This is a genomic window from Mesorhizobium sp. B2-5-13 (genome assembly GCF_006440535.1).
In the GTDB taxonomy this organism is placed as follows: domain Bacteria; phylum Pseudomonadota; class Alphaproteobacteria; order Rhizobiales; family Rhizobiaceae; genus Mesorhizobium; species Mesorhizobium salmacidum.
On sequence record NZ_VFUI01000040.1, the window covers coordinates 1 to 21,804 of the forward strand.

The 21,804-nt window shown below is 63.8% G+C and carries 23 protein-coding genes; 15 read left to right on the forward strand and 8 right to left on the reverse strand.

Translation table 11 applies throughout. The annotated features are described in order from the left end of the window. Positions 1–295: 295 nt before the first annotated feature. The gene (locus FJ434_RS29000) at positions 296–508 is read right to left on the reverse strand and encodes a cold-shock protein (protein ID WP_015316174.1); all 213 of its coding nucleotides are present in this window, start codon (positions 506–508) and stop codon (positions 296–298) included. Between the two features lie 273 nt (positions 509–781). Between FJ434_RS29000 and FJ434_RS29005 the strand changes: the two genes are divergently transcribed. Next, the gene (locus tag FJ434_RS29005) at positions 782–1,108 is read left to right on the forward strand and encodes a hypothetical protein (RefSeq protein WP_140752951.1); all 327 of its coding nucleotides are present in this window, start codon (positions 782–784) and stop codon (positions 1,106–1,108) included. Between the two features lie 84 nt (positions 1,109–1,192). On the opposite strand, the gene FJ434_RS29010 is transcribed toward FJ434_RS29005, so the two are convergent. Beyond that, complete coding sequence (locus FJ434_RS29010; protein ID WP_140752952.1) at positions 1,193–1,762, reverse strand: methylated-DNA--[protein]-cysteine S-methyltransferase; 570 nt, start codon at positions 1,760–1,762, stop codon at positions 1,193–1,195. Positions 1,763–1,944: 182 nt separating this feature from the next. On the opposite strand from FJ434_RS29010, the gene FJ434_RS29015 reads away from it, so the two are divergent. The 11 genes from FJ434_RS29015 (at position 1,945) to FJ434_RS29065 (ending at position 11,117) form a co-directional block, all read left to right on the forward strand. Then, positions 1,945–2,877 (forward strand): lytic transglycosylase domain-containing protein, encoded by a 933-nt coding sequence (locus FJ434_RS29015; RefSeq protein ID WP_140752953.1) that lies wholly within the window; start codon positions 1,945–1,947, stop codon positions 2,875–2,877. A 5-nt stretch (positions 2,878–2,882) separates the two neighbouring features. Continuing rightward, entirely contained in the window at positions 2,883–3,371 is a 489-nt protein-coding gene (locus tag FJ434_RS29020) for a GNAT family N-acetyltransferase (RefSeq protein WP_140717190.1), read from the forward strand. A gap of 141 nt (positions 3,372–3,512) precedes the next feature. Beyond that, positions 3,513–4,781, forward strand: a complete 1,269-nt coding sequence (locus tag FJ434_RS29025; RefSeq protein ID WP_140752955.1) for an ABC transporter substrate-binding protein — start codon at positions 3,513–3,515, stop codon at positions 4,779–4,781. Positions 4,782–4,819: 38 nt separating this feature from the next. Then, positions 4,820–5,734 carry a sugar ABC transporter permease gene (locus FJ434_RS29030; protein WP_140752983.1) on the forward strand — a complete coding sequence of 305 codons (915 nt, stop codon included), beginning with the start codon at positions 4,820–4,822 and terminating at the stop codon, positions 5,732–5,734. 1 nt (position 5,735) lies between these two features. Further along, on the forward strand, positions 5,736–6,560 hold the full coding sequence (locus tag FJ434_RS29035) for a carbohydrate ABC transporter permease (RefSeq protein WP_140505077.1): 825 nt from the start codon (positions 5,736–5,738) through the stop codon (positions 6,558–6,560). Positions 6,561–6,666: 106 nt separating this feature from the next. Further along, positions 6,667–7,410: a DUF899 family protein gene (locus tag FJ434_RS29040; protein WP_140752957.1), complete on the forward strand. Its 744-nt coding sequence runs from the start codon at positions 6,667–6,669 to the stop codon at positions 7,408–7,410. Between the two features lie 72 nt (positions 7,411–7,482). Then, entirely contained in the window at positions 7,483–8,040 is a 558-nt protein-coding gene (locus FJ434_RS29045; RefSeq protein WP_140752959.1) for a DUF4142 domain-containing protein, read from the forward strand. A gap of 366 nt (positions 8,041–8,406) precedes the next feature. Further along, complete coding sequence (locus FJ434_RS29050) at positions 8,407–8,871, forward strand: cupin domain-containing protein (protein ID WP_140752961.1); 465 nt, start codon at positions 8,407–8,409, stop codon at positions 8,869–8,871. Between the two features lie 266 nt (positions 8,872–9,137). Continuing rightward, a complete protein-coding gene (locus FJ434_RS29055) occupies positions 9,138–9,530 on the forward strand; it encodes a RidA family protein (protein WP_140752963.1) in 393 nt (130 codons plus the stop codon). Between the two features lie 233 nt (positions 9,531–9,763). Further along, the gene (locus FJ434_RS29060) at positions 9,764–10,624 is read left to right on the forward strand and encodes a DUF4747 family protein (RefSeq protein ID WP_140752965.1); all 861 of its coding nucleotides are present in this window, start codon (positions 9,764–9,766) and stop codon (positions 10,622–10,624) included. A gap of 76 nt (positions 10,625–10,700) precedes the next feature. Continuing rightward, the gene (locus FJ434_RS29065; RefSeq protein WP_140752967.1) at positions 10,701–11,117 is read left to right on the forward strand and encodes a hypothetical protein; all 417 of its coding nucleotides are present in this window, start codon (positions 10,701–10,703) and stop codon (positions 11,115–11,117) included. Positions 11,118–11,349: 232 nt separating this feature from the next. Here the strand turns inward: FJ434_RS29065 and carB are convergent, their stop codons facing one another. From carB to FJ434_RS29090, 4 genes are all read right to left on the reverse strand, one after another. Beyond that, positions 11,350–14,847 (reverse strand): carbamoyl-phosphate synthase large subunit, encoded by a 3,498-nt coding sequence (gene carB, locus FJ434_RS29075; RefSeq protein ID WP_140752971.1) that lies wholly within the window; start codon positions 14,845–14,847, stop codon positions 11,350–11,352. Positions 14,848–15,036: 189 nt separating this feature from the next. Continuing rightward, complete coding sequence (locus FJ434_RS29080) at positions 15,037–15,816, reverse strand: SH3 domain-containing protein (protein WP_140752985.1); 780 nt, start codon at positions 15,814–15,816, stop codon at positions 15,037–15,039. Between the two features lie 147 nt (positions 15,817–15,963). Then, positions 15,964–16,734 (reverse strand): metallophosphoesterase family protein, encoded by a 771-nt coding sequence (locus FJ434_RS29085; RefSeq protein WP_140752973.1) that lies wholly within the window; start codon positions 16,732–16,734, stop codon positions 15,964–15,966. 68 nt (positions 16,735–16,802) lie between these two features. Continuing rightward, complete coding sequence (locus tag FJ434_RS29090; protein WP_140752975.1) at positions 16,803–17,159, reverse strand: helix-turn-helix transcriptional regulator; 357 nt, start codon at positions 17,157–17,159, stop codon at positions 16,803–16,805. Positions 17,160–17,353: 194 nt separating this feature from the next. Between FJ434_RS29090 and FJ434_RS29095 the strand changes: the two genes are divergently transcribed. Beyond that, on the forward strand, positions 17,354–18,532 hold the full coding sequence (locus tag FJ434_RS29095) for an MFS transporter (RefSeq protein WP_140752977.1): 1,179 nt from the start codon (positions 17,354–17,356) through the stop codon (positions 18,530–18,532). A gap of 45 nt (positions 18,533–18,577) precedes the next feature. Here FJ434_RS29095 and FJ434_RS29100 read toward each other — a convergent pair whose 3' ends face one another. Then, a complete protein-coding gene (locus tag FJ434_RS29100) occupies positions 18,578–19,042 on the reverse strand; it encodes a MarR family winged helix-turn-helix transcriptional regulator (protein WP_140752979.1) in 465 nt (154 codons plus the stop codon). A 184-nt stretch (positions 19,043–19,226) separates the two neighbouring features. On the opposite strand from FJ434_RS29100, the gene FJ434_RS29105 reads away from it, so the two are divergent. Further along, positions 19,227–20,021, forward strand: a complete 795-nt coding sequence (locus FJ434_RS29105) for an SDR family oxidoreductase (RefSeq protein WP_140752981.1) — start codon at positions 19,227–19,229, stop codon at positions 20,019–20,021. Positions 20,022–20,106: 85 nt separating this feature from the next. Here FJ434_RS29105 and FJ434_RS29110 read toward each other — a convergent pair whose 3' ends face one another. Continuing rightward, on the reverse strand, positions 20,107–20,706 hold the full coding sequence (locus tag FJ434_RS29110; protein WP_140505101.1) for a LysE family translocator: 600 nt from the start codon (positions 20,704–20,706) through the stop codon (positions 20,107–20,109). 57 nt (positions 20,707–20,763) lie between these two features. On the opposite strand from FJ434_RS29110, the gene FJ434_RS29115 reads away from it, so the two are divergent. After that, positions 20,764–21,672 carry a LysR substrate-binding domain-containing protein gene (locus tag FJ434_RS29115; RefSeq protein WP_181166173.1) on the forward strand — a complete coding sequence of 303 codons (909 nt, stop codon included), beginning with the start codon at positions 20,764–20,766 and terminating at the stop codon, positions 21,670–21,672. Positions 21,673–21,804 lie beyond the last annotated feature (132 nt).

Genomic DNA, 21,804 nt, shown 5'->3' on the forward strand with positions numbered 1-21,804 from the left:
CCAAAGAATCTCTTCTCAGACCAATTTCAACTCCCAAAACGCCATATGCGATTCCCCTGCCGTTCACGGGGAGAAGGACGCCAGTCGTCCAAAATCCAGACAAATAAAAAGGCGGGATGAATCCCGCCTTCCCATTTCGGTAGCCTGATCGGGAGCGTCCGGTCCGGGCTGGCAGCTATCTGCTGTTCCAGCTTGTCGGGTCTTTCCACTCCGGCGCGCTTCTCGCGCGACCGTCAGTACATCCGTGACTTGCCGCGCGCCCCGAACTCTCGTCCGGCGCGCGCCATTTTCAAAATCAGGCTGCCTTGCTCAGAGAACCAGCGGACGACTTGCCAGTGCGGCGGTCCTGCTCGATCTCGAAGTTGATCTTCTGGCCTTCGACCAGGGTCGACAGTCCAGCGCGCTCGACAGCCGAGATGTGGACGAAAACGTCCGCGCCGCCGCTGTCAGGCTGGATGAAGCCGAAACCCTTGGTGGCATTGAACCACTTGACCGTTCCAGTTGCCATATAAATAGTCCTTCACATTTGCTTTGGTATGACCGGACCGAGGTCCAGCCGGTGTGCATCGAGATTTTGGAGATAGACGTCAGCAAACGCGAAGATCGCGAGGCCCGGATCGATCGGCCGAAATATCAATGGGGCTGATATAGGCTGCTTTCGCACAAAAAACAAGACTGCGTGAAAAAGCCGTGATCGGGGCCGCCCAACGGTCGCCCCAATCTGATGAAACCGTGGCACAAGATCGTGCAGTCCCCGGGCGGCGGATCGAGGGGAAGGACCATGAAAACCATCCTGCTTGCCGCCTGCCTCACGCTGGTGGCCGCCCAGGCGCAGGCGATCTCGCGCTACGACCCGACGCGTATGAGCTGCGGCAAGGTCCAGTCGACGATCGCGCGCCAAGGTGCGGTCATCCTGCGCTATCCGTCGGCACGGGTGCCGGGGTTGCCGCTCTACGACCGCTATGTCCAGAGCCAGCAGTTCTGCACCATGGGCGAGGTGAGGACGCGCGCCTATGTGCCGAGCGCCGACATCAGGTCCTGCCCGGTCTATATCTGCAAGCGTCCGGACAATGAGCGTTTCAGGCACCGATTCATCCGGCGCCATTAGAGTGTATTGATATTCAGGTGATGCCGGCCTGCAAACCGTGGCTTCCTGCGCTTCCGGTGCTCACAGCGGGAGCGGTTACTGCTCTCAAAACCCGAAGGACACCTGCGCCGGCGGCGGCGGGCCGACGCGCACGCCTTCCATGGCCAGCATCTTTTCCTTGGTGACCGAGCCGCCGGGCGCCGAGAAGCCGCCGATCTTGCCGCCGGCGGCCAGGATGCGGTGGCACGGGATGACCAGCGGCACCGGATTGGCGCCAAGGGCCGCACCGGTTTCGCGCGGCAGGCCGGCATGGCCGGCGCGCTTGGCGAGTTCGCCATAGGTGGTGGTTTCGCCATAGCTGAGTTTTCGTGCCGCGTCGTAGATGGCGAGGCGGAAGTCGTCGATGCCGTCGAGATCGACGGGAAAGCCGGTGAAATCGACGTCCTCGCCCGCGGCATAAGCCTTGATCGAGGCGATCAGCTCGACCACCCATAACGGCTGGGCTGTGGAGGTGGAAACGCCGGGATGGCGCATCAGCCGCCGCTCCACCGCTTCGCGGCTGCGTTCGGGCAGGCAGAGCCGGATCAGGCCCTTTTCACTCCAGGCGATGCCCATGAAGCCGATCACTGTTTCTAACACTGCGTGGCCAGCCGTGATCGAAGATGCCGTTTTCATGCTGCGCTCCTTTCCGCAAAGCGGCGGAATCCGGGATTCCCGCCGGTACATATCAGGAACAATATGGCATCGCTGCCTGCATCCCGCCACCCGAAAACCACCAGATGGCCCCGATTGCTACCCACGAATCGCTGGTGTAAGGGAAATCTTAATAACCCGACAAACCGGACTCCGAGCGCGGCTTGCCAGCAAAACAAACCCTTATCGCCATCGGCGTGATCGTGGCGGCAGCCGGCATGAGCGGCTGCACCTCGACCTCGCAGATGAAAGCCGCGCCGTCCCTTACCGAAACCGCGACCACGGCAGGCAGCGATGCCGGCTTCACCGTGCCGCTGCCGGACACGGTTTCGGTACTGCCGCAATCCTCCGGAATCGCGCCCGTCCAGACCGCTGAGTTGACCCCGAGCCCGGCTACGCCGGCACTCGATCCGGCCGTCCAGCCGGCCGCGGCGACCGCCGCCTTTGCCGGGGTGACCCCAACCTCGCCGGCCATGCCCGCGGTGATGGCCGCCAGTGCCTGGCAGGCGCCTCCGCCGTCCAAGGCCGGCCAGCCGATCGAGGCGGCCGGGACCTACACGACCGCCGGGCTTGTCGTGCCGGCAGTTGCCAAGGGCGGCCAGAAAATGCCCGGCGTGCAGCAAGTAGCCTATGTCGTGCCGCAGAACCCGGCCGTACTGGTGCAGTTCCCGTCGGCGCCCGTCGAGCCGGAGCAGCATGCGACAGGCATGCGCGGCGACGTCGACCGGCTGATCGTCAAATACGCCGCCTTCTACCAGGTGCCGGTGGATCTGGTGCGCCATGTCGTCAACCGCGAAAGCACCTTCAATCCCAAGGCCTACAATAACGGCCATTGGGGGCTGATGCAGATCAAGCATGCGACGGCGCGCGGCATGGGTTATGACGGGCCGGCCAAGGGCCTGTTCGACGCCGAGACCAACCTCAAATACGCGGTCAAATATCTGCGCGGCGCCTGGCTGGTGTCGAACGGCAACGCCAAGAAGGCCGACTGGCTCTACCAGACCGGCTATTATTTCGACGCCAAGCGCAAGGGCCTGCTCGAGGCGACCGGCCTCGGTGTCGACCGCAGGCGCGGGCGTCTTCAGCCCGACGCCTGAGCGCGATGCCCGAACCGCGCCCGCCGGCTCCAAACGACATCCGGCTGCGCAAAATCCTCGATGAGACGCTGGTTGCGCCGCACTGGCCGGATGGCTTTGCCATGCGCTGCTTCGGACATGGCGACGCTCTGCCCCTGCATGCGTTGCTGGGCGAAGTGTTCGACGATGGCACCGACGGCCCCTTCGACGAATGGTGGCCGCGCATTTCCGAAGACCCCGAATTCGACCCGGCGTTGTGTTTCCTCGTCATCGATGCCAAGGGCCGGCTGGCGGCTGCTGCACTGTGCTGGACCTCGGCGTTCGTCAAGGACTTGGCCGTTCATCCCGAGGCGCGCGGCAAAGGGGTCGGCGAGGCGCTGATGTGGCACGCCTTCGCCATTTTTCGCCACCGCGGTGCCGCCCATGTCGACCTCAAGACCAATACGCTCGAGAACGCCGCCGCCGTGCGGCTCTACGAGCGGCTGGGCATGGGGCCCGTCGCCTGGGAAGGCTGACCAGCGACGCTGATCGGTGCCGTCATCGCCACCGGGGATGGCCTGTTCGGGAACCCAAAGCGCTGCTCCGCATTCAATGAACGGTGGGGTCTGACCGGCTGCTGGTGCTGTGCGCCGCCGGCTGCCAAGGGAGATCCACCGATGAAGGTTTTCCACGCATTGCTGGCGTTGAGCATCGCTGCCGTTGTCGCGGTAGGTTCGGCGCGCGCGGTCGAGCTGTCGATCGTGTCGGGCGACACCGGCAACGGCATCAAGGTGCTGCGCGAGATCCTCGACCGCTATGAGAAAGAAAGCGGCAACCAGGTCACCATCATCGCCATGCCGTCGTCCGGGACCGACCAGTTCGGCCAGTACAGGCTGTGGCTCGCCGCGGGCAACAGCGACGTCGACGTCTACCAGACCGACGTCATCTGGGCGCCGCAGCTCGCCAGCCAGTTTGTCGACCTGACCGAGGCGACCAGGGATGTCGTGGCCAAGCATTTCCCGTCGATCATCCAGTCGCAGACCGTCGACGGCAGGCTGGTCGCGCTGCCGATCTTCACCGATGCGCCGGCGCTCTACTACCGCAAGGATCTGCTCGACAAATACGGCGCCAAGGTGCCGGCCACCTGGAAGGAGCTGGGCGACACCGCCAGGCTGGTGATGGACAAGGAGCGCGCCTCGGGCAACAGGGATATCTGGGGTTTCGTCTTCCAGGGCAACGCCTATGAGGGGCTGACCTGCGACGCGTTCGAATGGGTGGTGTCGAATGGCGGCGGCCATATCGTCGAGCCGGATGGCGCGATTTCAATCAACAACCCCCAGGCGGCGGCCGCGCTCGACATGGCCAGGGCCTGGATCGGCACCATCGCGCCGCCCGGCGTGCTCGCCTACCAGGAAGAGGAATCGCGCGGCGTGTGGCAGACCGGCAATGCGGTCTTCATGCGCAACTGGCCCTATGCCTATGCGCTGGGCAACAGCCAGGGGTCGCCGATCAAGGGCAAGTTCGACGTCGCGCCGCTGCCGGCCGGCACGGGCGAGGGCGCCCGGCCGGCGGCGACGCTCGGCGGCTGGAACCTTGCGGTCTCGAAATATTCCAGGCACCCGGACGCGGCGATCGAACTGGTCAAGTTCATCGCCTCGCCGGCAATGCAGAAATACCGCACGCTCAAGACCGCCAACCTGCCGACCATCCAGGCGCTCTATGACGATGCCGACATCGCCAGGCAACAGCCGATCATTCCACATTGGAAAGGGGTCTTCCTCAATGCCGGGCCGCGGCCCTCGGCGGTGACCCGGAACAAGTACAACGAAGCGTCGAGCCAGTTCTGGAACGCCGTGCACAAGACCTTGTCCGGCGAAGGCAGCGCCGCCGACAACCTGGCCGATCTCGAGGCGACACTGACCCGATTGAAAGGCAAGGGCTGGTGAGCGCGCACCCGGCTGATGCGCGCTCTGGTTCGCGCCTGATGCGCCAGCGCGTGCGCTCGGCATGGCTGTTCCTGGCGCCGATGCTTCTGGTGCTCGCCGCCGCTGCCGGCTGGCCGCTCGCGCGAACGGTCTATTTCAGCTTCACTGATGCCTCGCTGTCCGATCTCGACGCCCGCCAATGGGTTGACCTCGCCAATTATGTCTCGGTGCTGCGCATGCCGAGCGGCAGGATCATCTATGACGGGCTGCTTCTCGATCCGGTCTGGTGGGGCGCCGTGTGGAACACCGTGCGGTTCGCAGTGATTTCGGTGACCTGCGAGACGATCCTCGGCATGGTCGTCGCCCTGGTGCTCAACGCCGAATTCCCAGGGCGCGGCATCGTCAGGGCGGCGATCCTCATCCCCTGGGCGATCCCGACCATCGTCTCGGCGAAGATGTGGCAGTGGATGCTGAACGACCAGTTCGGCATCATCAATGTCGTGCTGATCAATCTCGGGCTGATCGACCACAAGATCGCCTGGACCGCCAGCGCCGACACGGCGATGGCCGCGGTGCTGATCGTCGACATCTGGAAGACCACGCCTTTCATGGCGCTGCTGATCCTGGCCGCGCTGCAGATGCTGCCGCGCGAGATCATCGAGGTCGCCAGGCTCGACGGCGCCAATTCATGGCAGATCTTCTGGCGCGTGACCTTGCCGCTGATCCGCCCGGCAGTGATGGTGGCGGTGATCTTCCGGGCGCTCGATGCGCTGCGCATCTTCGACCTGATCTATGTGCTGACACCTAACAATGCGCATACCAAGTCGATGTCGGTGTTCGCCCGCGAGAACCTGTTCGAATTCGACAAGTTCGCCTATGGCTCGGCCGCCTCGACCCTGCTCTTCCTCATCCTCGCTTTGCTCACTATCCTCACCATCCGCATCGGCCGGATAAGCCTGGATGGAGGCCGCTGAGATGTGGCTCCTGAAGCGCGCGGCCTTCTATCTGCTGATCGGGGCAATCGTTCTCATCGCGGTGTTCCCGTTTTATTATGCCATCGTCACCAGCCTGAAATCGGGGACCGCGCTGTTCCAGGCCGATCTGTGGCCGAAGGCGCCCAGCCTCGGCAATTATCGCAATGTGCTGGCCGAAGGCGCCTTCGTGCACAACCTCCTCAATTCGCTGATCGTCTCGGGCGCGGTCGTGGCGCTCTCGCTGTTCCTTGGCGTCACCGCCGCCTACGCGCTGGCGCGTATCCGTTTTCGAGGCCGCTCGGCGTTGCTGTTCGCCATCCTGTCGGTCTCGATGTTCCCGCAGGTAGCTGTGCTGGCCGGGCTGTTCGAGCTGGTGCGGATGTTCGGCCTCTACAATTCGCTCTTCGCGCTGATCTTCTCCTACATGATCTTCACCCTGCCGTTCACCGTCTGGGTGCTCACCGCCTTCGTCCGCGACCTGCCGGTCGAGGTCGAGGAGGCGGCGATCCTCGATGGCGCGACGCCATGGATCATCATCACGCGCATCTTCCTGCCGCTGATGTGGCCGGCGCTGGCGACAACCGGGCTGCTGGCCTTCATCGGCGCGTGGAACGAGTTCCTGTTTGCCCTGACCTTCACCTCCAACGATGCGCGGCGGACCGTGCCGGTGGCGATCGCGCTGCTCTCCGGCAATTCGCAGTTCGAAATCCCCTGGGGCAACATCATGGCGGCCTCGGTGATCGTCACCGTGCCGCTGGTGGTGCTGGTGCTGATCTTCCAGCGCAAGATCGTCTCCGGCCTGACCGCCGGCGGAGTGAAGGGGTGAAGCAGTTGCGGGCGCGTAAAAATGTCGGACCCGGTTACGGCGAAACGTCCTTGGGTCGTAGAGCACCCTGCCGGGACGCCGGCGCGACGACTTGAAGGAGCCGATCATGATCACCTTTCCCAACGAATCCGCCAAATACCGCACCGCGCGCGAAAAGCTGCTGAAGAAGGAAATCGAGCTGCGCCGCGCCATGGAAGCCGTGGCCGAGGCGCGCCGGGCGCTGCCGCCGGGCGGGCTGGTGCCGCAGGACTATGTGTTCGATGGGCTGGATATGTCAGGCAAGACCGCGAAGATAAAACTCTCGGAGTTGTTCGCGCCCGGCAAGGACACGCTGATCCTCTACCAGATGATGTTCCCGCGCCATCCGCAGGAGATGCGCGACGTGGCAACCAGCGGCGGCACGGCGAAGCTCGCCCGGCCCGACCAGCCATGCCCGTCCTGCACCGCGCTGCTCGACCAGTTCGACGGCGCGGTCGGCCATCTCGAAGCCGCCGGCTTCAACTTCGCCGTCGTGGCCAAGACGGCGCTCGAAAACCTCGTCACGCTCGGCCGCGATCGCGGCTGGCGCAACATGCGGCTGGTGTCGTCGGCCAACAACAGCTTCAAGCGCGACTACAACGCCGAGGATGCCGACGGTGCGCAGATCCCGCTGCTGTCGGTGTTCCACCGCGACGGTGACGGCGTCAGGCATTTCTGGTCGTCCGAACTCGGCTTCGCGCCTACGGAGCCCGGCCAGGACCCGCGCGCCATCGGCACCTGCGAGATCCTGTGGAACCTGATGGATTTCACGCCGGAGGGCCGGCCGAACTGGAACGAGCAGCTGCAATATGGCGAGGCGTGCTGCCACTGAGGGGCCTGGCGCAACTTCGTCTCGCCTGCGGCGTTGGAACCCCGAGGGAACCATTCCGATCGGAGATCCCAGATGAAAATGTTCCTGACCATGGCCGCCGTCGCGCTGACCGCCGTCGCGCCCGTCGCGCTTGCCCAGACGAACGGCACCAGTTCGAACGCGGTCGCGCCCATGTTGCCCGACAGCAAGGTCGACACCCCGACCTTTGTCGGCACCGTGCCCAGCGCCAATGAATTCGAGATCCAGTCGAGCCAGCTCGCCGAACAGAAATCCGCCTCGGCGGACGTCAAGGCCTTCGCCGGCCAGATGATCAAGGACCACACCAAGGCCGGCGAGGACTTCAAGCAGGCGCTGAGCAAGGGGCAGACCACTGCCTCGGTCAAACCCGCCGGACCCGCGCTGCAGCCCAAGGACCAGCAGATGCTGGACCAGCTGAAAGGCGCCAGCGGCAAGGAATTCGACCAGAAATACGTCATGATGCAGACCGAGGCCCACAAGCAGGCGGTCGCCCTGTTCAGCACCTATGCGAAATCCGGCGACGACCCTGCGCTGAAGGAATTCGCCAAGAAGACGCTGCCGACGCTGAAGGAGCATGAGAAGCACGTGAAGGAGCTCGGCGCGGCGCTTTAGGGGCTGGGCGAGCTGTTCGGTCAAGGGCAGGCCACCCTTCTGGCTGGTGGAGACCTCCTTCATTTCGTCATCCACGGGCGGAGCAAGGAGCGCAGCGACGCGGCGCAGACCCGAGGATCCATGCCGGGACTTCAAAGCGTCGCTACGGTTCGTAATTCTGTTCCGCTGCGTCCCCGATTGACGTCGCGGCATGGATCCTAGGGTCTCCGCGACGCCGCTCCGCGGCTGCTTCGCCCTAGGATGACGAAGTTGGGGTGGCTTCGATCAATCTCCATGTCACAAAGCTGGCAAACCCCCACCCCGCAAGAAGCCCCTGTGCCTCCACCCGCCATGCGCTAGACTGCGCACATCACCCGGGAGCACCCCATGCCCAAGATCGACCTCGCATCCGTGCCCGTGCGCAAGGGCTCGGGCTACCCCGCGCCCTTCGACGCCCCTTGCGCCGAACGCACGCGCCGGCGCCTTGGCGATGCCGGCGGGCTTACCGATTTCGGCGTCAACCTGATGACATTGCCACCCGGCGGCTGGTCGAGCCAGCGTCACTGGCACAGCCACGAGGACGAGCTCGTCCATGTGCTGGAGGGCGAACTGGTGCTGGTCGAGGATGGCGGCGAGACGCTGCTCAAGGCCGGCGATAGTGCTGCCTTCGCCAAGAACAGCGGCAATGGCCACCACATGATCAACCGCGCGTCGGTCACCGCGCGCTACCTCGAAGTCGGCTCGCGCAATCGCGATGATGTGATCACCTGCTCCGACATCGACATGATGAGCCCGAGTTCGGACGGGCGGTTCCTGCACAAGGACGGCACGCCCTATCCTGGGCAGGAATGAGGGCTGGACCATGCGTCGGCGCTGGCGTTCCGCCCGTGCCGGGATAAGCTGCCTATGACCGCGGGAGTCGACGCCAGCCCCCTCATCCGGCCGCTTCGCGTCCTTCTCCCCGGCGGGGAGAGGAGACTGGCGCTGGCGCTCGTAATCTCCTCTCCCCTCGGGGGTCCGAAGGACGGGCGAGACAAGCGGCTCGCCCGGAAGCCGAGCGAAGCGGAGGCTGGGTGAGGGGGCCTTGGCGCCAGCTTGGCCAACAAGGGAGCACCACCATGAAAAAAGAAGTCATCGAAGTGCCCGTCATGTCGGACAAGGTGCGGGCGCTGGGCCTGCCCTGTTCGACGGCGGTGAGGGCCAACGGCTTCGTGTTCATCTCGGCGACGCCGCCGGTGGACATGGTAACCGGCGAGATGGTGCGCGGCGACATCGAGGTCCAGACAGACGCGTCGCTGAAAGCGCTGAAACACTGCCTGGAAGCGGCCGGCACCTCGCTGGAAAACGTGGTGATGGTGCGCATCTACGCCGTCAATTCCGGCTTCTACAACGCGATAAACAGGGTGTACGCCCGGTATTTTACGACCAACCCGCCGGCAAGGAGTTTCGTGCCGGTGGCGTCATGGCCGATGGAGTTTGATATCGAGATTGAGTGCGTGGCGGTGGGATGAGGGGCCGCATCGCCCGAATTATGGCCAAACGCTGCTCAAGGCGGCGACCGGGTGTGGACCTGCGCCAAAAACAACGGCACAGCCACTACATGCAATCACATCTGGAACAAAATACGAACATATGCTATAAGCTGTGAATCACGGCTAGTTGCGGCCCGATTCCCAACTAGAATGGGACTCCACATTCGACCATATGTCTGCTCCAATACGAGAAAGCATTGGGGCGATGTGACATGGCTGAAGAAAATAGAATTATTGAGTTTTGTATCCTTAACATTGCCGCCAGTCCGCACCCCAGCGGTGTTTACGTTGACCTACTCAACAGAGCTTCCTTCAATCCTGTCAATTTTTGGGGCGAGCTATTTGCCACGGTGTCACCTCCAGAAAAAGTTGAAGATGGTTTCTACCGAGGGAGGTTGCTGCTCTGGACAGAGATCAACACCTCAGAGCCCGCAATTCGAAAGGACATTTTGGAGGAAGTTCCGTTCGATCAACTGGCGCTCAACCTTCCCCCCGACGTCGGTTTCAACGGCAAAGTTTTCCAGTACATCTTGCGCGAGCGAGATCACGTCCTATTTCTCGAGACGAGGAACGACCTCGACAAGAGAGTGTCCCCACAGCGAGCGCGGAAGATATTCAATGCCTTGTTCGCGCCGCCGATTCAAGGAATTGAGGCCCCGCTTGTCGAGGTCACCGTCATCCCAGACGAGGATTTGCTTAAACGGATTCTTGCTATTTCGAAACTCAAGCGGCTTCACATTCATCTCGTACGCCCCAATGCCGACGCCATTGATCCGCAAGAGATACTCGACAGGCTTGTTCAGCAGGGCGCCAAGAGCCAAGATGTCATTTATGTCGCCGCTCCCGGTCCTGATGGGCTAACGCCAAATGAAGAGACAACGACCCAAGCAGAAGTCGCTTCGCACAACGGATACGTTAAAGGTTCAGGAGTCGAGGAAGATGGTGAGTCCGTCAGCCTTAGCACCAAGGAGCACCCCCGCGTCATTCGACGCATCTTCGGGGAGTTGGGTTCGACGTTTGATGAGGCTCTTGCTGTCGCCCGTGAGACGGTTTTTAAAATCACCGGCCAGTAGAACTTACCGAATCTATTGGAAGCTATACGGGGGTCTCCCAGCTCTTCTGAAGTCACCGTATTTGTATGTGTCTCTCATGATTACATGGGCACTCAAGCCAATTTGGCTGGCCGTTATAAGTGACGCGAGGTCTTGGCCGCAATTTTCCATTGATATTATACCCAGTATGTTGGGTTTCTCGATGGGAGGAATGGCAATTATGCTCGCATTTTCGAATGCTAAGATATTTAAGACGATAGCTGAGGATGGAAAATCTACTTCATACTTTATGAAAATTATCAGTAACTTTTTTCACTTTATTCTTGCGCAAACTTTTTCTATTATGTTCGCTCTCTTTTCGGTTGCATATTCAAACGACTATCTGTCTTTTGTCGGTTTTTGGTCGCTAATTTACGCGATGCTCGTTGGTTTAGCTACTGCCGGTCAACTTCTCATGACGGCACAGATATTTAACGCAGCTGCATCTGTCATGAAGGACGGCGACGACGGCTGATTCAGAATGATGGACCGTCATTGTGCGGCAATTCTATTCAACGACGTATGCTATGGGAAGCGCAGGTGGGACTATATACAAAAGACGGCCAGCCCTTACAGTCTTCGGGAGACAAGGTTTACAGCAGATCGGGTGAGATAGTCGGCCGTATTAAAAGGGTAGCCCGCGCGATTTCCTGCCGCAGATCCAGCCCGATTCGCCGCAGTGAACGGAGAACTTACCGTTGCCACCCTCACCCAAAATACTCCTGAAGCGGCCTGACCTCCAAACTCCCCGCCTTCAACGCCGCGATCGCTTCCGCCACCGCAGCCGCGCCCGACAGCGTCGTGTAATACGGCACCTTCTGCATCAGCGTTGCCCGGCGCAGCGACTTCGAGTCCGACACGGCCTTCTGGCCGTCCGTGGTGTTGAAGACGATCTGCACCTGGCGGTTGCGGATGGCGTCCTCGATGTGGGGGCGGCCCTCCAGGACCTTGTTGATCTTTTCCGCCACCACGCCGTTTTCGGCGAGGAAGCGCTGCGTGCCTGACGTCGCCAACACCTTGAAGCCGAGGCCGGCGAGGCGCTTGACGGCCGGCAGGATGCCTTTCTTGTCCTCGTCGCGCACAGAGACGAACAGCGTGCCGGAGCGCGGCAGGTCGACGCCGGCGCCGAGCTGGCTCTTGGCGAAGGCGAGCGCGAAGTCGCGGTCGAGGCCCATGACCTCGCCGGTCGAGCGCATTTCCGGGCCGAGCAATATGTCGACGCCGGGGAAGCGGGCGAAGGGGAAGACGGCTTCCTTGACCGCGATGTGGCCGGGATTGCGCGGGTCGGGCATGGCGCCGTAGTGGGAGAAGGCGTCTTCCAGTGTCTCGCCGGCCATGATGCGGGCGGCGATCTTCGCGATGGGACGCCCGATGGTCTTGGCAACAAAAGGCACGGTGCGTGATGCCCGCGGGTTGACCTCCAGCACATAGACCGTCCCGTCCTTGATCGCGTATTGCACGTTCATCAGCCCGCCGACATTGAGCGCGCGGGCGAGTGCCGCCGTCTGGCGCTCCAACTCGTCGACGAGTTCCGAAGGCAGCGAGTGGACGGGGAGCGAGCAGGCCGAGTCGCCCGAATGGATGCCGGCTTCCTCGATGTGTTCAAGAATGCCGGAGACGAAGGTCGCCTGGCGATCGCAGAGGCAGTCGACATCGACCTCGATCGCGCCCGACAGATAGGTGTCGAACAGCAGCGGGTTCTTGCCCAGCAGCGTGTTGATCTGGCCGGTCTTGTCGTTGGGGTATTTCTGCTTGATGTCCTCCGGCACCAGGCCGGGCACGGTGTCGAGCAAATAGGACTGCAGCATGCCCTCGTCATGGATGATCTGCATGGCGCGGCCGCCGAGCACATACGAGGGGCGCACCACCAGGGGAAAACCGAGTTCGCCGGCGACGAGGCGGGCCTGCTCGACCGAATAGGCGATGCCGTTCTTCGGCTGGCTGAGGTTGAGCTTGTGCAGCAGCTTCTGGAAGCGGTCGCGGTCTTCGGCGAGATCGATCATGTCGGGCGAGGTGCCGAGGATAGATATCCCTGCCTTCTCCAGCGCGTCCGCCAGCTTCAGCGGCGTCTGGCCGCCGAACTGGACGATGACGCCGACCAGCTCGCCCGAGGCCTGCTCGGCGCGCAGGATCTCCAGCACGTCCTCCGCCGTCAGCGGCTCGAAATAGAGCCGGTCCGAGGTGTCGTAGTCGGTCGACACGGTCTCGGGATTGCAGTTGATCATGATCGCTTCATAGCCGGCATCGCGCAGCGCGAACGCCGCGTGGCAGCAGCAATAGTCGAACTCGATGCCCTGGCCGATGCGGTTCGGCCCGCCGCCGAGGATGACGACCTTTTTCCGCGCCGACACCTGCGCCTCGTTGGCGAGCGTACCGGCGAAGGGCACTTCATAGGTCGAATACATGTAGGCGGTGGGCGAGGCGAACTCGGCGGCGCAGGTATCGATGCGCTTATAAACGGGATGAACGTCGAGCTTTTCACGAATCTTCTGAACGACTTCGGCGTCGGTCTTCGTCAGCGACGCGAGGCGGGCATCGGAGAAGCCCATGGCCTTGAGCATGCGCAGGTTGACCGCGTCCTGAGGGATGCCGTGCTCGCGGATGCGGGCTTCCATGGCGAGGATGCCGGCGATCTGTTCGAGGAACCATGGGTCGATCTTGCACATGGCGTGCACGTCTTCGAGCGACGTGCCCATGCGGATTGCCTGCGCCACCATGCGCAGCCGGTCCGGCGTCGGGGTGCCCAAGGCGGCGCGGATGGCGTTGCGGTCGTCCGGGTTGTTACCTAGCGCATGGCCAAGGCCGGGAATCTCGATCTCGTCGAGGCCGGTGAGGCCGGTCTCCAGACCGCGCAGTGCCTTCTGCAGCGATTCCTGAAAAGTGCGGCCGATGGCCATGACTTCGCCGACCGACTTCATGGCGGTGGTCAGCACCGGCTCGGCGCCGGGGAATTTCTCGAAGGCAAAGCGCGGGATTTTTGTGACGACATAATCGATGCTCGGCTCGAACGAGGCGGGCGTGGCGCCGCCGGTGATGTCGTTCTCCAACTCGTCCAGCGTGTAGCCGACGGCGAGTTTGGCGGCGATCTTGGCGATCGGGAAGCCGGTCGCCTTGGAGGCGAGCGCAGATGAGCGCGAGACGCGCGGGTTCATCTCGATGACGACGAGGCGGCCATCGGCGGGGTTGACGGCGAACTGCACGTTGGAGCCGCCGGTCTCGACGCCGATCTCGCGCAGCACCGCGATCGAGGCGTTGCGCATCATCTGGTATTCCTTGTCAGTCAAGGTCAGCGCAGGGGCGACGGTGATGCTATCGCCCGTGTGCACGCCCATCGGGTCGATGTTCTCGATCGAGCAGACGATGATGCAATTGTCCGCCTTGTCGCGGACGACCTCCATCTCATACTCCTTCCAGCCGAGCACGCTTTCCTCGATGAGCACTTCGGTGGTCGGCGAGGCGTCGAGGCCGGACTGGACGATGTCGTAGAATTCGGCCCTGTTATAGGCGATGCCGCCGCCGGTGCCGCCCATGGTGAAGGAGGGGCGGATGATGGCGGGCAGGCCGACATGGTCGAGTGCTTGGGCGGCGATCGCCATGCCATGGCTGATGTAGCGCTGCTTGCGGTCGCCTTCGCCGAGGTTCCAGCGGGTTTCCAGCGCGTCGAGTTCGGCGTCGAGATTGTCCGGCTTCTCGGCTTTCAGCGCGGCGCGCTCGGCCTCATGCGTCTTGCGGTCGGCGTTCTTGACGTCGGTGGCGTTGGCCAGCATCGACTTCGGTGTTTCCAGCCCGATCGTCTTCATCGCCTCGCGAAACAGCGCGCGGTCCTCGGCCTTGTCGATGGCATGCGCGTCGGCGCCGATCATCTCGACATTGTAACGCTCGAGCACGCCCATGCGGCGCAGCGACAGGGCGGTGTTGAGCGCGGTCTGGCCGCCCATGGTCGGCAGCAGCGCGTCGGGCCGCTCCTTGGCGATGATCTTGGCGACGACTTCGGGCGTGATCGGTTCGATATAGGTGGCATCGGCCAGTTCCGGGTCGGTCATGATGGTGGCCGGGTTGGAATTGACCAGGATGACGCGGAAGCCCTCTTCCTTCAGCGCCTTGCAGGCCTGGGTGCCGGAATAGTCGAACTCGCAGGCCTGGCCGATGACGATGGGGCCGGCCCCGATGATCAGGATCGACTTAATGTCGGTGCGTCTTGGCATGTCTGTGAATTCCGTTCGGCAGCGGGCTTGCACAAAAAACCGGGACGGGAAGACCCGGCCGGTTGTGCTCGCGATTCTGGTATCAGGCTAGGAGGGCCTTATAGGGAAGAGTTTTGCCCGATGTAACCCCGAAAATGAAGGGTTCACAGCGCCAAGCAAACAAGCGCCTCATTCCCTCGCGCCAGCGCCCTAATCCCCCAGCACCACCGTATCCGTGATCTCAAACCGCTCCGCCACGCCGATGCGGATCATGTTGAGGTTGCCTTCCCTGGTGAAGCGGAAGTTGCTGCCGGCGTCGGAGCTTGCCGGCAGGCCGGCATCGAAGGAGATGACGCGGCTGCCGCCATCGGGCCAGGTCACGGTCACGTCGGCCTTATCAGTGCCCTTGCGCGTCACGCTCGCCGCGCAGGGCGCCATGGGCTGTCCAACGTAGCGGGCGCAGGGAATTTGCAGGGTTCCATTCGCCGCCAGCGCCAGGCCATAGGCATCCTGCATGGCGATCTCCGCCGCGGATTTTGGCATGGGTTCGGGACTGGCCGGCTGGCTCGCGCTACCCAGCCGGGCGGTCAGGTCGGGTGCATCGGGCGTCGCGTCGGCTTCGGCGGCCATGGCCTCCGCCGCCTGGTCGGGCACCGTCGCCGGATTGAGGGGCACGAGATAGCGGGCGGGGGCCCAGCCGGTGGCTTTGGGGTTGTCGGACTCGATCTTGCACCAGGGATGGCCGTCAATGTCGTTGCAGCCGAGGTTTCTCACACTCGCACCGGCAGCCAGGCGGGCCTCGGTCTTGCCGATCGCCGACGGTTTGGCGCGGATATTGAGCAGGTCGTCGGGGGCGAGCCCGGTGACGACGGAGATGAACGGCGCCTCTTCGGCATGCGCCGGGACCACAGACGGCCACGCCGCCATCAGCAGCGGAGCGGCAATCAGCGCATGCAAACTTTTTCGGAGCGTAACTGTGCGCCTCATCATTTGGCCGTGCGCCGTACTCAAATCACCATGCCGCGGCGGTCTCGCCGCATGTCCGGCCGGTTTTATAAGGGACGGCGCGCCGGCATGTAAGCCGGAAAATTCAGCCCAATCATGATGGCAAACCGGGGCGCCGGTGCGGTTCAAGGATTACGGCCGCGCCGCTTCCGGCATGAAGCCGTTGCGCAGGCCGTGCGCCCATTCCGGGCGTCCCGCCTGTTCGGCCTGCCGTGCCGCCGCTTCGTGGTCGTAGTCCACTGCGATCATCTCGAAGCGATCCGGTTGACCGGCGCCGCCCAAGGTGACGATGCCATAGCGCGCATGCGGCGAGCCCTGTTCGGAGACATGCGCCGGCGGCGTGTCGTCGTCATAGGCGGGGCAGCCGATGCTGCCCGGGTTGAAGATGACGGGACCATCGGGAATGCGGATCAACTCGGCCCGGTGGCTGTGGCCGCAGAGCGCGATGCGGCAGGCCGGGCCGGGCCCCTTCAGCCGGCGCCGGATCGTGGCCAGCGGCGCGCGCACCAACTGGCCATCGACGATCGCGTCGAGCAGGTATTTCTCGTCGTGATCGGGGCGGGCATGGAAGGCGATGACGCCAGGTGCGATCTCAAGGATCAACGGCTGGGCGAACAGTGCATCGCGCTGCGCTGGCGTCAATCGCTGCTGCGCATAGACGTCGGACGCCCACATGGTCTCGTCGGCCGGATCGGCGGCGACGCGGCGGTCATGGTTGCCACGCACGGTCGGCAGCTTGAGCGCTTCCAGCCGTTCCATCGTTTCGCGCGGCCAGAGCGGACCCGAAACGCTGTCGCCGAGATTGACGGTGAGGTCAGCGCCGCCGCGATGCCTGAGATCGTCGAGCACGGCCTCGAGGGCGAGAACGTTGCCGTGGATGTCGGCGAGAACGGCGATGCGCATGAGGAGCTTCCGTGGGTGGGCGGCAGGACTTGGTTCCCTCACCCGCTTCGCGAGGGAAAGGAAAAGCTTCAGGCCGGCACTTCCAAATCATGACCGCCGACCGCCGGCAGGGCGGCGTCGTCGGCGGCCGCCGCGATGACGCTGTCGAGCAGGCCGGGGAAACGGGCGTCGAGGTCGGCGCGGCGGAGCGTGATCATGCGGTTTGTGCCGACCACTTCGGTGCGGGTGACTCCAGCCTCGCGCAGTTTGGCGAGGTGGTAGCTGAGGTTGGTCTTGGAGGCGAGGTCGAGAAAGCGGCTGCAGTTCAGCGGCACGCCTTCCTTGCTGGCGAGATAACGCACGATGGCGAGCCGCGTCGGGTCGCCGAGCACGCCGAGCACGACGGGCAGGCTGATCTGGTCCGCATTGGGGTGTGGCAAGCTCATGGCTGGAACCTAAGCGCAGTTCGGGCCGATTTCAACGCGTCGATCCTGCTCGGCCCATACACACGGTTTCTCCACTTCATGACCGTCCTGACACAGTGCTGTCAGCATGGTTCTGCTATTTTGCCGTGGCTCATTGACATGATGCCCTTTTGTGTCCAATTGTTCAATAACTTTTGAACTAAGGACGCTTTCCGATGGACAAGAGAATCTTCTGGCTTGCGCTTGGATCGTTTGCGATCTCGACCGAAGGCTTCGTCATCTCCAGCCTCCTGCCCGATATCGCCAGGGATGCCGGCATCTCGGTGCCGCTCGCCGGTACGCTGATCACCGCCTTCGCGCTCGCCTATGCGATCGGCACGCCGATCCTGGCAACGCTGACTGGTGAATGGGACCGGCGCCGCGTCATCCTGTGGACGCTGGTGTTCTTCGTCATCGGCAACGTCGTTGCCGCCCTGAGCTCATCCTTCGAAGTGCTGCTCGTCGCACGCATCATCATGGCGCTGTCGTCGGGTCTGTTCGCGGCGACCGCGCAAGGCACGGCGGTGGCGCTGGTCGATGATCATCACCGGGCCCGCGCCATTGCCGTCGTCGTCGGCGGCACCACGGTTGCGGTCGCTGTCGGTGCGCCGCTTGGCGCGCTGGTCGCGGCCATCGCCGGCTGGCGCGGCACTTTCTATGCCATTGCCGGCCTTGGCGCGCTCGCCGGCGCCATACTGTGGTACCGGCTGCCGCGCGGCATCATCGGCACCAGGCTGCCGCTGAAGCGCCGGCTGGCGGCGGCCATGCGTCCCGGCGTGATGCCGATCCTGGTGACGACGGTGCTTGCCCTCGTTGGTGCCTTCACCGTGTTCAGCTTCATCGCGCCGCTGGCCATTGAAGGCGCCGGGCTGTCGCCGATCGCACTGCCGGGCATGCTGCTCGCCTTTGGTGTCGGCGCCGTCATCGGCAATATTGCCGGGGGCCAGGCAGCCGATCGTTTCGGCGCGACGCGCACTGTCGGTTGGTCGCTGGCGCTGAGCGCGGCCATGCTCGTCACCTTCTCGCTGATCCCGACCTTCCTGCCGCATCACCTCGCCGGACCGGCGCTGATGGGCATGATGGTGCCGTGGGGCATCGTCGGCTGGGCCTTCCCGCCGGCGCAGGCGAGCCGCATCATCAAGCTCGCACCCGACGCGGCCCCGATCGTGCTGTCGCTTAACGCCTCGGCGCTCTATCTCGGCGTGGCGCTTGGCGCGGTGGTCGGCGGCGCGGTGCTGCGCTACGGCGCGCCGGCCGATCTCGGCCTGATCGCGGCGGTGTTCCCGATCATCGGGCTCGGCATCGTGCTGGCGGGACGGGTGTTTGCCCGGGCCGTCGCCATGCCGGCGGAATAAGACCGGCTCCGGGGCTTGCATCCTTGTTTTTTCGCGGCCGCTTCTTCAGCTGGAAGGAGTGGCCGCGGGCAGTTCCAGCTTCAACGCGGCCACTTCATCGAGTGTGGCCCGCAGTTTCGCGGCCTGCTCCGTGCCGATCATGGCCTCGAATTGCCGCTGGGCGACGCTCCATAGCTTGATCGCTTCGTCGAGCTTGGCCTGGCCTGATGGCGTCAGCCGTACGCGCTTGACGCGGCGATCGTCCTTGTCGGGGAAGGTTTCGACATAGCCGTCGCGGACCAGGGGCTTCAGCGTGTGGCCGAGCGCCGAGAGGTCCATGATCAGCGCCTCGGCAATGGCTCCCATCGCCGGCTCGCTGCCGACACTGATCTGGAAAAGCAGGCCGAACTGTGTGCCCTTCAGGCCGGAAGGCGCCAGCGCGTCGTCATAGAACCGACCGAGCCTGCGCGCGGTGCGCCGCAAGGTGGCATTGTTGCAACGGCTAAATCCGGGCTGCTGAACTTCGGTCATGTCAACTCCTCGCCGGCGAAGAATGCGCCAGCCTGCCGCGGAAAATAGTTTCGGTCGCTGCTGTTGACAAGATACTGGCATATACCTACTTCGCTAAAAGCGGCATATGCCATTAATTGCAATTCCAGATGAGGCCTGGCTTCCACATCGAAGCCGAATGACAGCGAAGAAAAGGAACGTGACAATGAGCAAGAATGACAACAAGGGCACGGCGGTCGTCACCGGCGCTTCATCGGGTATCGGCGCAGTCTATGCGGATCGGCTGGCGGGGCAGGGCTACGATCTGGTGCTGGTGGCGCGCCGTGCCGACCGGCTGCAGGAGCTCGCTGAGAAGCTGCGCCATGCCTACAGCCGCAACGTCAGCGTGATCGCAGCGGACCTGTCCGACGACGACGATGTGCGCCGTGTCGAGCAGGCGATATCGGCCGACGAAACCGTGACGCTGCTGGTCAACAATGCCGGCCTTGGCGGCCAGGCGGTGGTGGCAATCGCCGATGCCGACGCCGCCGAGCGCATGATCAAGGTCAACGTCGTGGCGCTGACCCGGCTGACGCGCGCCGTGCTGCCCGGGCTTTTGGCGCGCAACCGTGGCGCCATCGTCAATATCGCCTCGGTGCTGGCCTTCGACACCTCGTTCGGCGGTATCTACAGCGGCACCAAGGCCTATGTCGTCAACTTCACCGAAGCTCTGCAGCGTGAAGTCGCTGATACCGAGGTAAGGGTGCAGGTGGTGCTGCCGGGCGCGACCCGGACCGATTTCTGGGAGCTTTCCGGCAGCGATATCGATAGCCTTCCGAAGGAGATCATCATGACCGCCGACGATATGGTCGATGCCGCCCTTGTCGGCCTGGCGCGGGGCGAAGCCGTCACCGTGCCGGCGCTTGCCGATACGGGAAAGCTGGACACGTTCCTCGGCGCCCGGCAGGCCTTCTACGGCAGCCTGCACGCCGACAAGCCGGCGGCTCGCTACGCCGCTTGAGGCTGGACGGGAAGGCTGGCGCCGACTTTGCAAGACTTAGGTTCCTCGCCCCCGCGACGCGGGGGAGAGGAAATGGGTATGCGCCTTACGCCGACCGCCACATCGGGATGATCGAGGCGGCGAGCACCAGCGCCAGCACGATGTTGAGCGCGCGCCATTGCCACTCGGTCTTGAGCAGCCGTGCCAGCACCATGCCGGCCACGCACCAGACGGACAGCGAGATGGCGGCGGTGAGGCCGAAGGTCGAGCCGAGCAGCAGCGCCAGTTGGCCCGGCCCGTCGGCAAGCGCGGCGAAGGAGGCAGCCGCGCCCAGCCCCATCGCCCAGCCCTTCGGGTTCATCCACTGGATGCCGGCGCCGCCCAGGAAACTGTTGGGCCTGGCCATGGCCACATCGAGATTGGGCGGCCCGGCGCGGCCGATCTTGATTGCCAGCCAGACGAGGTAGAGCGAGCCGGCGATCTTCATGGCAAGCTGCAGCGACGGCATGGCAAGCAGCAGGCCGGCAAGCCCGGCGGCCGCCGCACCCGTCACGGTCGCGAGGCCGGCAGCACTGCCGATCATCAACGGGACCGAGCGGCGAAAGCCGAACTGCGCGCCTGAAGCGGTCGACAGGGTGGTCGCGATGCCTGGTGTGGCAGTGGCCACGAAGGCAAACAGGATCAGCGGCAAGATAGGCTGGAGCATGGGGACGTCCTTTGTCGGAAGCCCCACGGTAGACGCCGGCTCGCATCAGTAAATGCAATGTTTGCGATGATCAGCATTAGCCTCTATAATGCTGGAATGATCCGCAATCTCGATACCAGCCTCGTGCGCACCTTCGTCACCGTCGCCGACAAGGCCAGCATGACGGCGGCGGCCAACGCGCTGCACCTGACGCAGGGCGCCGTAAGCCAGCAGGTCAAGCGGCTGGAAGAAACGCTCGGCTGCAGCCTTTTCGAACGCGACCGGCGCGGTCTGCGCCTGACCCATTCCGGTGAGCGGCTGTTCGATAAGGCAAGGCGCCTGCTCAGCCTCAATGACGAAATCTGGACCGACATGATGGGGAGCGCGGTGGCCGGCCAGGTACGGCTCGGCGTGCCCTACGATCTTGTCGGCACCTTGCTGGCGCCGGTGCTGAAGACCTATGCCGAGGCCTATCCGCAGGTCGAGATATCGCTGGTCTGCGCCTCCTCGCCGGAACTGGCGGCAGCACTTGCTGCGGGAACCATCGACCTCGCGGTGATCGAGGAGCGGGTCGGTCCGACGTCAGGCGAATGCCTGGCCATCGACCGGCTGGTCTGGGTCGGGGCAAGGGGCGGGGCGGCCCGCGCCAAGCGGCCGCTGCCGGTCTCGATCGTCGCCGACACCTGCGCCTTCCGGCCGGTGGTGCTGTCGGCACTCAACGAGCATGGGCTGGAATGGCGCAGCGTGTTCGAGAACGGCAACATCGACGCGACCACGGCGACGGTGCGCTCGGACCTCGCCGTCACCACATGGCTGGCTTCCACCGTGCCTCCGGATCTCGACATATTGCCGTTCGACACCGGCCTGCCGCCGCTGCCGAATTTTGCCATCAACCTGCATCTGCCGAGGCATGGCGTCGGGCCGGCGGCGCAGGAGTTCGCACGGCATATCCGTGAGGGGCTGGGGCGGCGATTGCAGGCGGCTTGAGGAGTCGCGTCTAGCTGGTCACCCCTCAACCGTCTCGGCGCTACGCGCCGATCCACCTTCTCCCACAAGGAGGCCTTTGCACGGGAGCCGATATTTGGCGCACGTGATGCATGGGCGTTTTTTGAAAGGCGA

Bases quoted from the DNA above. Each gene is read 5' to 3' on its own strand.
- FJ434_RS29115 (WP_181166173.1), top strand. From the start codon at position 20,764: ATGTTTGCGATGATCAGCATTAGCCTCTATAATGCTGGAATGATCCGC.
- FJ434_RS29045 (WP_140752959.1), top strand. From the start codon at position 7,483: ATGAAAATGTTCCTGACCATGGCCGCCGTCGCGCTGACCGCCGTCGCG.
- FJ434_RS29055 (WP_140752963.1), top strand. From the start codon at position 9,138: ATGAAAAAAGAAGTCATCGAAGTGCCCGTCATGTCGGACAAGGTGCGG.
- FJ434_RS29035 (WP_140505077.1), top strand. From the start codon at position 5,736: ATGTGGCTCCTGAAGCGCGCGGCCTTCTATCTGCTGATCGGGGCAATC.
- FJ434_RS29040 (WP_140752957.1), top strand. From the start codon at position 6,667: ATGATCACCTTTCCCAACGAATCCGCCAAATACCGCACCGCGCGCGAA.
- carB (WP_140752971.1), bottom strand. From the start codon at position 14,847: ATGCCAAGACGCACCGACATTAAGTCGATCCTGATCATCGGGGCCGGC.
- FJ434_RS29030 (WP_140752983.1), top strand. From the start codon at position 4,820: ATGCGCCAGCGCGTGCGCTCGGCATGGCTGTTCCTGGCGCCGATGCTT.
- FJ434_RS29000 (WP_015316174.1), bottom strand. From the start codon at position 508: ATGGCAACTGGAACGGTCAAGTGGTTCAATGCCACCAAGGGTTTCGGC.
- FJ434_RS29105 (WP_140752981.1), top strand. From the start codon at position 19,227: ATGAGCAAGAATGACAACAAGGGCACGGCGGTCGTCACCGGCGCTTCA.
- FJ434_RS29110 (WP_140505101.1), bottom strand. From the start codon at position 20,706: ATGCTCCAGCCTATCTTGCCGCTGATCCTGTTTGCCTTCGTGGCCACT.
- FJ434_RS29090 (WP_140752975.1), bottom strand. From the start codon at position 17,159: ATGAGCTTGCCACACCCCAATGCGGACCAGATCAGCCTGCCCGTCGTG.
- FJ434_RS29095 (WP_140752977.1), top strand. From the start codon at position 17,354: ATGGACAAGAGAATCTTCTGGCTTGCGCTTGGATCGTTTGCGATCTCG.
- FJ434_RS29020 (WP_140717190.1), top strand. From the start codon at position 2,883: ATGCCCGAACCGCGCCCGCCGGCTCCAAACGACATCCGGCTGCGCAAA.
- FJ434_RS29100 (WP_140752979.1), bottom strand. From the start codon at position 19,042: ATGACCGAAGTTCAGCAGCCCGGATTTAGCCGTTGCAACAATGCCACC.
- FJ434_RS29065 (WP_140752967.1), top strand. From the start codon at position 10,701: ATGATTACATGGGCACTCAAGCCAATTTGGCTGGCCGTTATAAGTGAC.
- FJ434_RS29025 (WP_140752955.1), top strand. From the start codon at position 3,513: ATGAAGGTTTTCCACGCATTGCTGGCGTTGAGCATCGCTGCCGTTGTC.
- FJ434_RS29060 (WP_140752965.1), top strand. From the start codon at position 9,764: ATGGCTGAAGAAAATAGAATTATTGAGTTTTGTATCCTTAACATTGCC.
- FJ434_RS29005 (WP_140752951.1), top strand. From the start codon at position 782: ATGAAAACCATCCTGCTTGCCGCCTGCCTCACGCTGGTGGCCGCCCAG.
- FJ434_RS29085 (WP_140752973.1), bottom strand. From the start codon at position 16,734: ATGCGCATCGCCGTTCTCGCCGACATCCACGGCAACGTTCTCGCCCTC.
- FJ434_RS29010 (WP_140752952.1), bottom strand. From the start codon at position 1,762: ATGAAAACGGCATCTTCGATCACGGCTGGCCACGCAGTGTTAGAAACA.
- FJ434_RS29050 (WP_140752961.1), top strand. From the start codon at position 8,407: ATGCCCAAGATCGACCTCGCATCCGTGCCCGTGCGCAAGGGCTCGGGC.
- FJ434_RS29080 (WP_140752985.1), bottom strand. From the start codon at position 15,816: ATGATGAGGCGCACAGTTACGCTCCGAAAAAGTTTGCATGCGCTGATT.